Genomic DNA, 12,564 nt, shown 5'->3' with positions numbered 1-12,564 from the left:
GGCCGGGGGCCGGAAGCCGGGGCCGGTCGGCCGGTCCGGGCAGGGGCGGGATCCGGCGTCTGGGCGCACGTCGGATCCTTGCCGACAGCGATTGGCGGCTAACATGGCGCCACAGCAGGCACGTCACCGAGAGTGGAGAGAACCGTCCTCTTCGTGTCTCGCGCTCGAGGGAAGAAGGCTTTCTCATGTCCGCAGCGAACACCGGCGTCACGTCCCTGGCGAGCGCGGCTCTGCCGATGCCCGTGCCCGCCGAGGAGTACGACAGCTGTCCCGTCACGGACGTGGTGCGGCTGATGAGCGACAAGTGGTCGATGGTGGTCCTGGTGCTGCTCGGCCGCCGGTCGCACCGCTTCAACGAGCTGCACCGCAGCATCGACGGCATCAGCCAGCGCATGCTCACCCGCACCCTGCGCGGTCTGGGGTCGTCCGGTCTGGTGCTGCGTCAGGTGCGTCCGACCGTCCCGCCCAGCGTCGAGTACGGTCTCACTCCGCTGGGGGAGAGCCTGCTCGAACCGCTGTCAGGACTCGCCGAGTGGGCGGTGCGGAACTGGCCCGAGATCGCCGCCGCACGCAACCGCGTGCCGACGAGCTGACAAGCCTCGTCCTCGCCTCACCGGCCGGACGGGTTGTCGCGCGTCGTCAGTGACCGGACGACGACGTCGAGAACAGCCGTGTGGTGCTCGTTGAGGAAGAAGTGCCCGCCGGTCATCGTGTGGACGGTGACGTCGGCCGTGGTGTGCCGGCGCCACGCGTCGGCCTCTTCCGAGGTGGTCTTCGGGTCCGCGGCGCCGGTCAGTACCGTCACCGGAGCCGAGATCGTGACGTCCGGAGCGCACCGGTAGGTCTCGATGGCACGGTAGTCGTTGCGGATCGCCGGGAGCAGCAGCGCCCGCATCTCGGGGTCGGCGAAGATCCGGCTGTCGGAGCCGTTGAGCGCCGCCAGTTCGGCGATGACGCCGTCGTCGCTCAGCGTGTGTACGCGCTCGTCGCGCTGCCGGGACGGAGCGCGGCGGCCGGAGGCGAAGAGCCGGCGGGGAGTGAGCCCCAGCCGGTGCTCCAGCCGACGCGCCACCTCGAAGGCGACCGTCGCGCCCATGCTGTGCCCGAAGAGCGAGACGTCGTCGCCGAGGTCGGGCAGGGCGGCGAGCGCCCCGACGACTCCCTCGGCGAGCTCGGCGACGGAGCCGGCGAACGGCTCGTGGCGCCGGTCCTGGCGACCGGGGTACTGCACGGCGAGGACCGCGACGGCGGGCGCCAGGTCGGCGGAGTGCGGAAAGTAGAAGCTGGCGCTGCCGCCGGCGTGCGGTACGCAGACCAGGCGTGGCGCGTCCGCTGCCGCTGGATGGAACCGGCGGATCCAGGCACCCGTGGCGATCGTGGTCACGGGTGCCAGGATGCCCCAGCCGCCGGACCGGTACCAGGGCCCGGACGACAGGATCGGGGCTGTGCTGGGGTGTGTCGGCCCGACAGGGGTAGCTCTGGGGTTGTCCGCCGGTCGGCGCCTCTCTAGCGTCCTCAACGTCGGGCTCGACCGCCCGAGCACCACGTCGAGGGTTCTGGTCGACCCGGCCGCCACGTGATCCAACGGGAACGCGGTCCCGGAGCGAGCCCGACACAGCGGTCACCGCACCGCTCGATCCGCCACGCCCACGATTCTCCGGACCTCGCCCGTGCCGTCTGAGCCCCGGCCCGGACTCCCTACTTCCCTGTTCGCTGGTTGCCCTGCTACAGCTAGGCGGTAGACGAATGACCGTGCTCAGCGTGCCCCCGGTTCCGGCCCCGTCGGAGCCGGCGACCGAGCCCCGTGACCCTGTGCTGCGGATGGAGCGGACGCTCGACCCCGGCACCCTCGAACTGCTCCGGGAACGTGACGACAGCGGCGTGTGCGTGGCCCGGGGCCGGGTCGACGGCTCACCGGTGATCGTCTACTGCACGGACGCGACCCGGATGGGCGGTTCCATCGGCGGTGTCGGCAGCCGGCACATCGTGGAGGCGATCGACGCGGCGGTTCGGGATCGGGTACCCGTCCTCGGACTCTGGCATTCCGGCGGCGCGAAACTCGCCGAGGGAGTGGAGTCGATGGACGGCGTGGGCCGGATGTTCGCGGCCATGATCCGGGCGTCCGGTCGCGTGCCGCAGATCTCGGTAGTGCTCGGCCCGGCCGCCGGAGCCGCTGCCTACGGTCCGGCGCTGACCGACCTGGTGGTCCTGGCGCCGGCCGGGCGGCTCTTCGTGACCGGTCCGGAGGTGGTCAGGTCCGTCACCGGAGAACAGATCAGCATGGAGGAACTCGGCGGCGCGGACGCGCACGGCCGCCGTTCCGGCGTCGCCCATGTCCTTGCCGACTCGGAGGAACACGCCCTGCAACGGGCCCGGCAGATCGTCGGCGTCTTCGCCGCGACGGGCTGGTTCGACCCGGCGGCCGCGACCGACGACGAGGGACTGCGCGGGTTGCTTCCGGACCGGCCGCGCCGGGCGTACGACGTGCGTCCGCTGGTGCACCGCCTGCTCGATCCGGTGCCCGTCGGCGACCGGTTCATCGAGTTGCAGGCCCGGTGGGCCCCGAACGTGGTGGTGGGTTTCGGCCGCCTCACCGGCCGGTCGATCGGGGTGGTCGCCAACAACCCGCTGCGCCGTGGCGGCTGCCTCGACACGCTGAGCGCGGAGAAGGCGGCCCGGTTCGTGCGGATGTGTGACTCGTTCGGCGTTCCGCTGCTCGTCGTCGTGGACGTGCCCGGTTATCTGCCGGGGGTCGGGCAGGAGTGGGACGCCGTCGTACGGCGGGGCGCGAAACTGCTCTACGCGTTCGGTGAGGCGGTCGTGCCGAGGGTCACCCTGGTCACCCGGAAGTCGTACGGCGGGGCGTACATCGCGATGAACTCCCGGGCGTTGGGCGCCACCCGCGTGTTCGCCTGGCCGGAGGCCGAGGTGGCGGTGATGGGCGCGCAGGCGGCGGTCGGCATCCTGCACCGCAAGCGGCTCGCCGCAGCCGAGCCCGCCGCGCGGGAGACGCTGCTGGCCGAACTCGTCGCCGTGCACGAACGGGAGTCCGGTGGGGTGGCTCGCGGTCTCGCCCTCGGCGTGGTCGACGAGGTCATCGAGCCGGCCACCAGCCGGCGGCGGGTGGCCGAGGCGCTCGCGGGCGCACCCGCCGGGCGCGGCCACCACGGCAACATCCCACTGTGACCGCCGCCCCCGGCGGGCGGTGCTGTTCGGTGGCGCTAGGGGTTGAGGCTAGGGGGCACCCGCGCCCTAGTTTGCGAGCACAGGCAGTATGGGCCTCCAGTCTGGAGTGGGTCAGTGGCACAGCATGTCGGGGTGCTCGGCACCGGTTCTTATGCTCCCGCCCGCGTGGTATCGAACGCGGAGGTCGCCGGCCCCGCCGGGGTGACCTCCGACTGGATCACCGTCCGTACGCAGATTCGATCCCGGCGGTATGCCGCGCCGGACGAGGCGACGTCGGACCTGGCCGTGCGGGCCGCCGCGCAGGCACTGGCGAACGCGGGACTCACGGCGGACGAGGTGGACTTCCTCGTGCTGGCCACCTCGACGCCCGACCATCCCCAGCCGCCGACGTCGTACCTGGTCCAGCACGCGCTCGGCGCCACCGGGGCGGTGTGCCTGGACATCAACGTCGTCTGTAGCGGCTTCGTGTACGGGCTGGAGGTCGCCCGGAGTCTGCTGGCCACGCGCCCGGGCGGCCACGCACTGGTCGTGGGGGCGGACATCTACTCGCGGATCGTCGACCCGGCCGACCGGGCCAGTGTGGTCCTGTTCGGTGACGGCGCCGGCGCGGTCGTGGTGGGGCCGTGCCCGGAGGCCGTGGGCATCATCGGAACCGAACTGCGGAGCAACGGCTCGGAGCACGATCTGGTCGGGGTGCACGCCGGGGGCAGCCGTGCACCGGCGAGCGTCGGCACGCTGGACGCCGGGTTGCACTACTTCCGGATGCGTGGCCGGGACGTGCGCCGGTTCGTCACCGACCACGTGCCGCCGATCCTGTCGGACCTGCTGCGCGTGCACGGCACGATGACCTCGGAGATCGATCACTTCGTTCCGCACCAGGCCAACGGGGTCATGCTCGACGACCTGGCGAAGACCGTCGGACTGGCCGGCGCGCAGACCCATCGCACGATCGAGCAGTACGGCAACACGGGTAGCGCGTCGATACCCCTGACCCTCGACCAGGCCAACCGGGACGGTCGTTTCAAGCGCGGCGACCTGGTGCTGCTGGCCGGGTTCGGCGGCGGCATGTCGCTGGGAGCCTGCCTGCTGCGCTGGTGTGCCGGGCAGTGACGCCGGCCCTGCCCATCGCGACACCACCACCAGCGGTATCGCTCACGTCCACCGGTCCGGGTGAGGACGTGGGGTCTACCGGCCGAGCTCGTCAGCCCGGTCTGGGGTCGGTAGGGGGTCGGATACGGGTGCCCACGGCGGGCGTACGGCACCAGCATTGTCGGCAGGCAGCACGGGAGGTGCATTCAATGGATCGACCGGAACACGTCGAGGCGCAGCTCGTCGGTGGCCCCTCGGATGCCCCGGCGACGGCGACGATCGGCCGGCACGACGAGATCGACAGAATCAAGATCATCCACTTGGGCGGGTACGAGCACTTCGAACGCGAGGCCGGCACGGACACCACCGCGCCGGTCTACCGCTGGACCATGCGTACGAAGATCGCCGAGTAGTCGCTGCCACGCGGCCCGGGGCGGTGACGGTGGACATCAACCCCTATCGGCCCGGCCGCGTCTTCTTCCCGTGTCCGGACGGCACCAGGACCGCAGTCACCACCAGCCCGTCGCCGACCAGGTAACGGCCGTGCACGACCCGTGGCCCGGGAACGCCAGTGGTCACCACGAGCTGCCCGGTGAACGTCCGGGTGACCGGCTCGATCGACAGCCGCGCCTCCTCGAATCCGAGTTCGCGCCCGGTCAACGGGTACCACGCCTTGTAGATCGACTCCTTGGCACTGAACAGCAGCCGGTCCCAGTGCGTGGCCAGGTCGACGTCCCGCAACCGCCGCAACATCTTCGGTTCGCCGGCCGTGCTGATCGTCTCGACCACGCCGGCGGGTAGCGGACGATGCGGCTCCGCGTCGATGCCGAGCCCGGCGGCGTGCGCGGTGCGCGCCACCGCGGCGGCGCGGTAGCCCCGGCAGTGCGTGATGCTGCCGACCACACCCGGTGGCCAGCGGGGGGCACGGCGCGGGCCGGGAAGGATCGCGGCGGGCGGGAAACCGAGCTCGCGCAACGCCTGCCGGGCGCAGCGGCGGGCGGTGACGAACTCCCGACGGCGTTCCGGCACGGCCTGGGCGACCAGGTGCTCCTCGCCGGGGAAACAGCGCTCCCCGGCGACGTCGCCGAACGCCTCGGCCGACACCACCGTGGCGGGCAGCAGCCGCTCGATCACGGCCGCAGGATCCGGCGCAGCGGAGCCGGTGCCGTGCCCCGACGACGCCATTCCCGGGGACAGCCGAGCGAGACCTCCCGTTCGTGGTTGCCGGGCGACCGGACCAGCTCGCGGAAGCGGCCACGCCGCCGGCGCCGGGTGCGCGCGACGTCGGCGAGGATCTCAGCCACGTCGCCGGCGACGATCGGCCAGTCGTCGTCGGACTCCGGCGCGAGGCCGTCGGCGATCACCCGATTCTCGGCGTACGACACGTGCAGGTCGCCGACGGCGAACAGGGATCCCGGCATCGGCCCGATGCTGTCACGGACCGAAGTCGTACCGGCACCCCTATTTCGGCGCCCGTAACCGAAGAACTGGGGTAGCCAGCCATTCGTCGCCGCAGGCATGTTGTGCATCGGGACGAGCGACCGGAAGGACGGAAGGCCATGACAGCGTCCACCGCAGAGCAGTGGCGCGGCCTGGCTCTCGCCGCGCTCCGCAGATCGGGTGACGCCGACGAGAACACGCCGCCGGAAGTGGTGGCGGACCTGCTGGCCACCTCGACCTACGACGGGTTGCGGCTTGCGGCCCTGCACACCCCGGGCAGCGGTACGCCGCCGCGCGGCCTGCCGGGACAGCCGCCGTACGTCCGTGGCGCCCGTGCCTCGGGCGGCCTGGTCGCCGGCTGGGACGTACGACAGCGCCACTGCGAGGCGGAGCCGGCCGAGGTCCGGGCGGCGGTCCTCGACGACCTGGCGAACGGGGCGACCTCGGTCTGGCTGACGATCGGCCGCGAGCCCCTGCCGGTCGACGCCCTGCCGGCCGCGCTCGACGGGGTCCACCTGGACACCACCGGGGTCGTACTGGATCCGGGTGAACACGTCGTCGCGGCGGCCGGGGCCTGGTTCGACCTGCTCGCCGCCCGGGGCGTCGAGCCGGCCCGGGCCGTCGGCAACCTCGGCGCCGACCCGCTCGGGTGGCGGGCCCGCACCGGTGACGCGACCGCCCTCGCCGGCGCCGTGCGGGACGCGGCCTCGCTGGCGACCCGGTGCGTGACCGAGGGGGCCGGATTCCGGGCGATCACCGTGGACGCGACCGTGTACCACGAGGCCGGCGGCTCCGACGCCGAGGAACTGGGCTGTGCGGCAGCCGCCGGAGTCGGGTACCTGCGGGTTCTGACCGACGCGGGCCTGTCCGTGCCGGCGGCCCTCGGCCAGTTGGAGTTCCGCTACGCCGCCACGGCCGCCCAGTTCGCCACCATCGTCAAGCTGCGGGCCGCCCGCCGGATCTGGGCGCGGATCGCGGAGATGTGCGGCGCGCCGGGTGCCGGTGCGCAGCGGCAGCACGCGGTGACGTCGGCGGCCATGATGACCGCCCGGGACCCGTGGGTGAACCTGCTCCGGACCACGGTGGCCGCCTTCGCCGCCGGCATCGGCGGGGCGGACGCGTTGACCGTCCTGCCCTTCGACCACGCGCTCGGCCGGCCGGACGCGTTCTCCCGGCGGCTGGCCCGGAACACCCAGGCCCTGCTCATCGACGAAGCCCAGGTGGCCCGGGTCCTCGATCCGGCCGGCGGCTCATGGTACGTCGAGCGGTACACCGAGGACCTGGCGCAGGCCGCGTGGCAGTGGTTCACCGACATCGAGAAGGCCGGCGGTCTCGCCGCCGCCCTGGACAGCGGCCTGGTCGCCGACCGGCTGGAACGGACGTGGCGGCGGCGGGAGTCCGCGATCGCGCACCGCCGGGACCCGATCACCGGGGTCAGCGAGTTCCCCGACCTCGACGAGGAGTCCCCACCGCGCCGGCCGGGGGCGACGCCGGTGGGCGGCGGTCTGCCGCGTCGGCGCTACGCGGCGGCGTACGAGCGGCTGCGCGACCGCAGCGACGCCCATCGCGACACTACCGGCCGCCGGCCCACCGTCCTGCTCGCCACCCTCGGCTCACCCGCCGAGTACGGCCCGACGGTGACCTTCGCGACCAACCTGTTCGCCGCCGGCGGCATCGCCGTCACCACCGCTCCCGCCGACCCGCCGGAGGCCCTGGCCGAGGCGCTCGCAGTCGGCGGGTCACCGGTCGCCTGCGTGTGCGGTCCGGACCGGGCGTACCCCGAGGAGGCCGAGTACGTGGTCAAGTCGCTGCGGGCCGCCGGGGCGCGACGCGTCTGGCTGGCCGGCCGGGACGAGCACTCCGGCGCTGACGACTGCCTGCACGCCCGGTGCGACGCCGTCGCGGTGCTCACCAGCACACTGGCCGACCTGGGGGTGCCGGATTGATTCCCGACTTCACGACGGCGGAACTGACGGCGCCGACGCCGGCACCGATGCCGGACGCCGAGGCCGCCTGGCGGTCTGCGGTGCTGGCCGAGACCGGCATGTCCGCCGACGAGCTGACCTGGCGTACGCCGGAGGGCATCCCCGTCCCACCGCTGTTCACCGACGCCGACCTGTCCGGGCTCGACTTCCTCGACAGCTATCCGGGCGTCGCCCCCTACCTGCGCGGCCCCTATCCGACCATGTACGTCAACCAACCCTGGACCATCCGCCAGTACGCGGGGTTCTCCACCGCCGAGGAGTCCAACGCCTTCTACCGCCGCAACCTGGCGTCCGGCCAGCGAGGACTGTCGGTCGCCTTCGACCTGCCCACGCATCGCGGCTACGACTCCGACCACCCACGGGTCACGGGCGACGTGGGGATGGCCGGTGTCGCCATCGACTCCGTCGACGACATGCGGGAACTGTTCGCCGGCATCCCGCTGGACCGGATGAGCGTGTCGATGACGATGAACGGCGCCGTCCTGCCGGTGCTGGCGTTCTACATCGTCGCGGCGGAGGAGCAGGGTGTCGCGCCGGAACGGCTGTCCGGCACGATCCAGAACGACATCCTCAAAGAATTCATGGTGCGCAACACCTACATCTACCCGCCGGCGCCGTCCATGCGGATCATCTCGGACATCTTCGCGTACACCTCGCAGCGGATGCCGCGCTTCAACTCGATCTCCATCTCCGGCTACCACATCCAGGAGGCGGGTGCGACGGCCGACCTGGAACTCGCCTACACCCTCGCCGACGGCGTGGAGTATCTCCGTGCCGGCCGGGACGCCGGGCTCGACATCGACGCGTTCGCCCCCCGCCTGTCGTTCTTCTGGGGCATCGGCATGAACTTCTTCATGGAGGTGGCGAAGCTCCGCGCCGCCCGGCTGCTCTGGGCGAGGCTGGTGGGCGAGTTCGGGCCCAGGGACCCGCGTTCGCTGAGCCTGCGCGCGCACAGCCAGACCTCCGGCTGGTCGCTGACCGCCCGGGACGTCTTCAACAACGTCATGCGTACCTGCGTCGAGGCGATGGCGGCCACCCAGGGGCACACCCAGTCGCTGCACACCAACGCCCTCGACGAGGCGCTGGCGCTGCCCACCGACTTCTCCGCCCGGATCGCCCGCAACACCCAGCTACTGATCCAGCAGGAGTCCGGCACCACCCGGGCCATCGATCCGTGGGGTGGCAGCGGCTACGTCGAGCGGCTGACCCGTGACCTGGCGGACCGTGCCTGGGAGCACATTACCGAGGTGGAGGCGGTCGGTGGGATGGCCCGGGCGATCGCCGAGGGGATCCCGAAACTGCGGGTCGAGGAATCGGCCACCCGTACCCAGGCCCGGATCGACTCGCGCCGCCAGCCGGTGATCGGCGTCAACAAGTACCGGCTCGGCACGGACGAGGCGATCGACGTGCTCCGGGTGGACAACGCCGAGGTACGGGCCAACCAGGTACGCAAACTGCGTCGGTTGCGGGAGGAACGCGACCCGGTCGCGTACCGTCGCGCGCTGGACGCGCTGACCCGCGCCGCCGAAGCCGAGCGCGACGGAACGCGGGCACCCGGGCTTGCGCAGAACCTGCTCGCCCTGTCGGTCGACGCCGCCCGGGCCCGGGCCACCGTGGGTGAGATCTCCGAAGCCCTGGAGAAGGTGTACGGACGCCACACCGCCCGGATCCAGACCGTCTCCGGGGTGTACCGGCAGGAGGCCGGCCAGGTGGGCAACATCGAGCGCGCCCGGGCGGCCTCGGCGGGCTTCGCCGAGGCCGAGGGGCGCCAGCCGCGGATCCTGATCGCCAAGGTGGGGCAGGACGGTCACGACCGGGGGCAGAAGGTGGTCGCCACCGCCTTCGCCGACCTCGGCTTCGACGTCGACGTGGGCCCGCTGTTCGCCACCCCGGCCGAGGTCGCCCGGCAGGCGGTCGAGGCCGACGTGCACATCGTCGGCATCAGTTCGCTGGCCGCCGGCCACCTCACCCTCGTGCCCGCGCTGCGGGACGAACTCGCCGCCCAGGGCCGTCCGGACCTGATGATCATCGTGGGTGGTGTCGTCCCGCCACAGGACCACGAGGCGTTACGCGCCGCGGGCGCCGCCGCGATCTTCTCGCCGGGTACCGTCCTCGCCGACGCGGCGCTGGACCTGCTCGCCGACCTGTCCCGCCGGCTCGGCCATCCGGTACCCGCGTAGTGGCCCCGGCGGGCGTCGACGTCGCGGCGATGGCGGCCGGGGTGCTCGCCGGCACTCCGGCATGGGTGGGCCGCGCCATCACGCTCGTCGAGTCCACCCGAGGCGACCATCGGGCCGCGGCGCAGCAGCTTCTGGCAACGCTCACCCCGCACACCGGCGGGGCACACCGGGTCGGCGTCAGTGGGATTCCCGGCGCCGGCAAGTCCACCTTCATCGACGCACTGGGCTGCGAGCTGATCGCCGCCGGCCACCGGGTCGCGGTGCTCGCCGTGGACCCGTCCTCGACCCGGGGGCGGGGCAGCATCCTCGGCGACAAGACCCGGATGGCCCGGCTGGCCGCCGCGCCCGGCGCGTACGTCCGGCCGTCGCCCACCGCCGGCACCCTGGGCGGCGTCACGAAAGCCACCCGGGAGGCGATAGTGGTGGTGGAGGCCGCCCGCTACGACGTCGTCGTGGTGGAGACGGTCGGCGTGGGCCAGTCGGAGGCCACGGTCGCAGAGATGGTGGACTCGTTCCTGCTGCTGGCCCTGGCCCGCACCGGCGACCGGCTACAGGGCATCAAGAAGGGCATCCTCGAACTCGCCGACGTGATCGCGATCAACAAGGCCGACGGCCCGCACGCCGCCGAGGCGCGGCGCGCGGCGCGGGAGCTGACCGATGCGCTCCGACTGCTGCACCGCGGCGAACAGCCGTCCGTGGTGGCGCCTGTCGTCACCTGTAGCGCGCAGGAGGGGACCGGCGTGGCGGACGTCTGGTCCCGGCTGGTCGCGCATCGCGAGCGCCTGGCGGCAAGTGGCGAGCTGGTCGAACGCCGACGGCGGCAGCAGGTCGCCTGGATGTGGTCGATGGTTCGGGACTCCGTGCTGAGCCGCTTCCACGCGCATCCGCGGGTACGCGCCACCGCCGACGACCTCGAACAGCGGGTCCTGGACGGCTCCCTCACCCCGGCCGGGGCAGCGGAGCAGATGCTCGCCGCGTACGACCGGGACGTGCCCGAGCGCACGTGAAGCCGACGTACCGTTGCCCGGCCTAGGCTTCGAAGCCACCGCCCGGGCCGCCCAGAGCGGCGCCGACTGCGACAGCACACCGTACGGACCGTGCGACAGCACCCGAAGGAGACGCCGGCATGCCGTGGTGGCTGCAATCCCTGATCGGTCTCGCGATCGCCCTGACCGTCGTCTGGCTCGCGCTCGTCGGCACGCTGCTCGTCACCAAGCCCGACCGGGTCCAGCTACGTGAAGCGTTGCGTCTGCTCCCCGACCTGCTCCGACTGTTACGCCGGATGGCTGCCGACCCGACCATGCCGCCCGGCGTACGGGTCAGGCTCGGCCTGCTCCTGTGCTACCTGGCCATCCCGATCGACCTGATCCCCGACTTCATCCCCGTCCTGGGCTACGCCGACGACGCCATCATCGTCACCGCCGTACTGCGCTCCACGGTCCGCCGCGCCGGCCTCGACGCCGTTCGCGCCCACTGGCCCGGCACCGATGACGGCTTCGCCGCCGTATGCCGCCTCACCGGCCTACGCGACCGGCAGTAGCGCTGGTCGAGCACTGGGTCGCGTCGCGCGTCCGTACCGCTGACGCTTGATCAGTCTGCTCTTGGTGTCGACGCCTTCCGTGCCGCCGTTCCGCCAGGGGTGGGTCGCGGCTCTCGTCGTCGACGGCTCGGCTCTGTGCGGGGCTGAGGCGGTCCGGTCTGATGGTGATGGTGTAGGTGTCGGGTCCGATGGTTCGCAGGGCGAGCGGATCGGCGATGGCGGGTTGTAGCTGGATCGCGTCCAGGGCGGAGGTTAGGCGGCTCCGGGGCCAGTCGAGCGCGGTGGCCAGTGTGTCGAGGGTGAGCGGTCGACCGGCGTGCACGAGTGCGGCGAGCACGGTCAGCGCGTCGTACAAGACGGGCTCGGCGAGGGTGCTGCCGCTCATCTGCTCGCTGAGCCTGGCGAAGAACTGGCCCATCCTGCACAGGCGGGCTCCGGCGGTCGTGTCGGCGCCGAAGATCGTGATGCCTCGCTGCGCTGCCCCAGCGATCTCACTGTGCGCGCCGGTGTCGGCCTGCCATGCCCGGAGCCAGACGTCGTCGTCGATGACGTACCGCTGCCGGCGCCCACCGGGGTCCGGTCGGCGCAGCACCAGTTCCATGGCCTCCAGGTAGCCGATGGACTTGGACACCGACGCGGGACTGACCTGCAACCGACGCACCAGTTCGGCTGCCGTCAGGCCGCTGGCGTCCGCGGTGAGCAGGCAGACGAACACCCGAGCGGTCATCCTGGGCAGTCCGGTCGCGGCCAGCAGGGTCGCGAACTCGTCCACGAAGTCGCGCACCATCTCGGTCGACTGCTCGTCGCTCGTCGTCTCGGACGGCCGGGGCCGGCGTCGGCGAGCGCGGTGGCCGGCGGACTGCTGGGCGTGGTCGGCCAGGTAGGCGCCGGATGCGCCGTTGCGTGCGACCTCGCGGCTGATCGTGGACGTCGGCCGGCCGAGCCGGCGGCCGATCTCGGCGTACCCGAGCCCGTCGGCCAGCCAGGTCGCGATCCGGCTGCGGTCCTCGTGGGTCAGCCTGCCTCCTGGCACCGGCGCCTCCTCTCTTGCGTTCATCAACAGTACATTGCAACGGCTCGGTTGAGGTAGTTGCATTCATCTGCACTTCTGTTGCAACGATTCCCCGCCAGCTCGAGTTTTCCG

11 protein-coding genes and 1 pseudogene are annotated in these 12,564 nt (G+C 72.3%); 8 read left to right on the top strand and 4 right to left on the bottom strand.

Annotation, left to right across the window (positions count from 1 at the left end; translation table 11 throughout):
• The first annotated feature begins 185 nt into the window (after positions 1–185).
• Positions 186–593, top strand: a complete 408-nt coding sequence (locus Pen02_RS31735; RefSeq protein WP_203869837.1) for a winged helix-turn-helix transcriptional regulator — start codon at positions 186–188, stop codon at positions 591–593.
• Positions 594–610: 17 nt separating this feature from the next.
• On the opposite strand, the gene Pen02_RS31730 is transcribed toward Pen02_RS31735, so the two are convergent.
• Positions 611–1,384, bottom strand: coding sequence for a thioesterase II family protein (locus Pen02_RS31730; protein ID WP_203869836.1), 774 nt, complete (start codon positions 1,382–1,384; stop codon positions 611–613).
• Positions 1,385–1,746: 362 nt separating this feature from the next.
• Between Pen02_RS31730 and Pen02_RS31725 the strand changes: the two genes are divergently transcribed.
• The 3 genes from Pen02_RS31725 to Pen02_RS31715 all read left to right on the top strand — a co-directional run bounded on the left by Pen02_RS31725 (position 1,747) and on the right by Pen02_RS31715 (position 4,688).
• Positions 1,747–3,186: an acyl-CoA carboxylase subunit beta gene (locus Pen02_RS31725; protein ID WP_203869835.1), complete on the top strand. Its 1,440-nt coding sequence runs from the start codon at positions 1,747–1,749 to the stop codon at positions 3,184–3,186.
• Positions 3,187–3,300: 114 nt separating this feature from the next.
• A complete protein-coding gene (locus Pen02_RS31720) occupies positions 3,301–4,296 on the top strand; it encodes a 3-oxoacyl-ACP synthase III family protein (protein ID WP_203869834.1) in 996 nt (331 codons plus the stop codon).
• A gap of 188 nt (positions 4,297–4,484) precedes the next feature.
• A complete protein-coding gene (locus tag Pen02_RS31715) occupies positions 4,485–4,688 on the top strand; it encodes a DUF5988 family protein (protein ID WP_203869833.1) in 204 nt (67 codons plus the stop codon).
• Between the two features lie 43 nt (positions 4,689–4,731).
• On the opposite strand, the gene Pen02_RS31710 is transcribed toward Pen02_RS31715, so the two are convergent.
• Both Pen02_RS31710 and Pen02_RS31705 read right to left on the bottom strand, forming a co-directional pair.
• Positions 4,732–5,409, bottom strand: a complete 678-nt coding sequence (locus Pen02_RS31710; protein ID WP_203869832.1) for a 4'-phosphopantetheinyl transferase family protein — start codon at positions 5,407–5,409, stop codon at positions 4,732–4,734.
• Positions 5,406–5,696, bottom strand: a complete 291-nt coding sequence (locus tag Pen02_RS31705) for a hypothetical protein (protein WP_203869831.1) — start codon at positions 5,694–5,696, stop codon at positions 5,406–5,408. Before Pen02_RS31705 ends, Pen02_RS31710 begins: the two co-directional genes overlap by 4 nt.
• Before the next feature lie 138 nt (positions 5,697–5,834).
• Between Pen02_RS31705 and Pen02_RS31700 the strand changes: the two genes are divergently transcribed.
• The 4 genes from Pen02_RS31700 to Pen02_RS31685 all read left to right on the top strand — a co-directional run bounded on the left by Pen02_RS31700 (position 5,835) and on the right by Pen02_RS31685 (position 11,420).
• Positions 5,835–7,661 (top strand): methylmalonyl-CoA mutase family protein, encoded by a 1,827-nt coding sequence (locus Pen02_RS31700; protein WP_203869830.1) that lies wholly within the window; start codon positions 5,835–5,837, stop codon positions 7,659–7,661.
• Positions 7,658–9,880, top strand: a complete 2,223-nt coding sequence (scpA, locus tag Pen02_RS31695) for a methylmalonyl-CoA mutase (RefSeq protein ID WP_239141627.1) — start codon at positions 7,658–7,660, stop codon at positions 9,878–9,880. Before Pen02_RS31700 ends, scpA begins: the two co-directional genes overlap by 4 nt.
• Positions 9,880–10,887 carry a methylmalonyl Co-A mutase-associated GTPase MeaB gene (meaB, locus tag Pen02_RS31690; protein ID WP_239141626.1) on the top strand — a complete coding sequence of 336 codons (1,008 nt, stop codon included), beginning with the start codon at positions 9,880–9,882 and terminating at the stop codon, positions 10,885–10,887. Before scpA ends, meaB begins: the two co-directional genes overlap by 1 nt.
• A gap of 119 nt (positions 10,888–11,006) precedes the next feature.
• Positions 11,007–11,420, top strand: coding sequence for a YkvA family protein (locus tag Pen02_RS31685; protein WP_203869829.1), 414 nt, complete (start codon positions 11,007–11,009; stop codon positions 11,418–11,420).
• 568 nt (positions 11,421–11,988) lie between these two features.
• Here the strand turns inward: Pen02_RS31685 and Pen02_RS43250 are convergent.
• Positions 11,989–12,477, bottom strand: a pseudogene (locus Pen02_RS43250) (GbsR/MarR family transcriptional regulator); the annotation flags it as partial.
• Between the last annotated feature and the right edge of the window lie 87 nt (positions 12,478–12,564).

The organism is Plantactinospora endophytica (assembly GCF_016862915.1).
GTDB classification, from domain to species: Bacteria; Actinomycetota; Actinomycetes; order Mycobacteriales; family Micromonosporaceae; genus Plantactinospora; species Plantactinospora endophytica.
This window is presented reverse-complemented; position numbering and strand designations above follow the sequence as displayed.

Coding starts and splice junctions, on each gene's coding strand:
- Pen02_RS31735 (WP_203869837.1), top strand. CDS start 186: ATGTCCGCAGCGAACACCGGCGTCACGTCCCTGGCGAGCGCGGCTCTG.
- Pen02_RS31725 (WP_203869835.1), top strand. CDS start 1,747: ATGACCGTGCTCAGCGTGCCCCCGGTTCCGGCCCCGTCGGAGCCGGCG.
- Pen02_RS31715 (WP_203869833.1), top strand. CDS start 4,485: ATGGATCGACCGGAACACGTCGAGGCGCAGCTCGTCGGTGGCCCCTCG.
- Pen02_RS31705 (WP_203869831.1), bottom strand. CDS start 5,696: ATGCCGGGATCCCTGTTCGCCGTCGGCGACCTGCACGTGTCGTACGCC.
- Pen02_RS31700 (WP_203869830.1), top strand. CDS start 5,835: ATGACAGCGTCCACCGCAGAGCAGTGGCGCGGCCTGGCTCTCGCCGCG.
- Pen02_RS31685 (WP_203869829.1), top strand. CDS start 11,007: ATGCCGTGGTGGCTGCAATCCCTGATCGGTCTCGCGATCGCCCTGACC.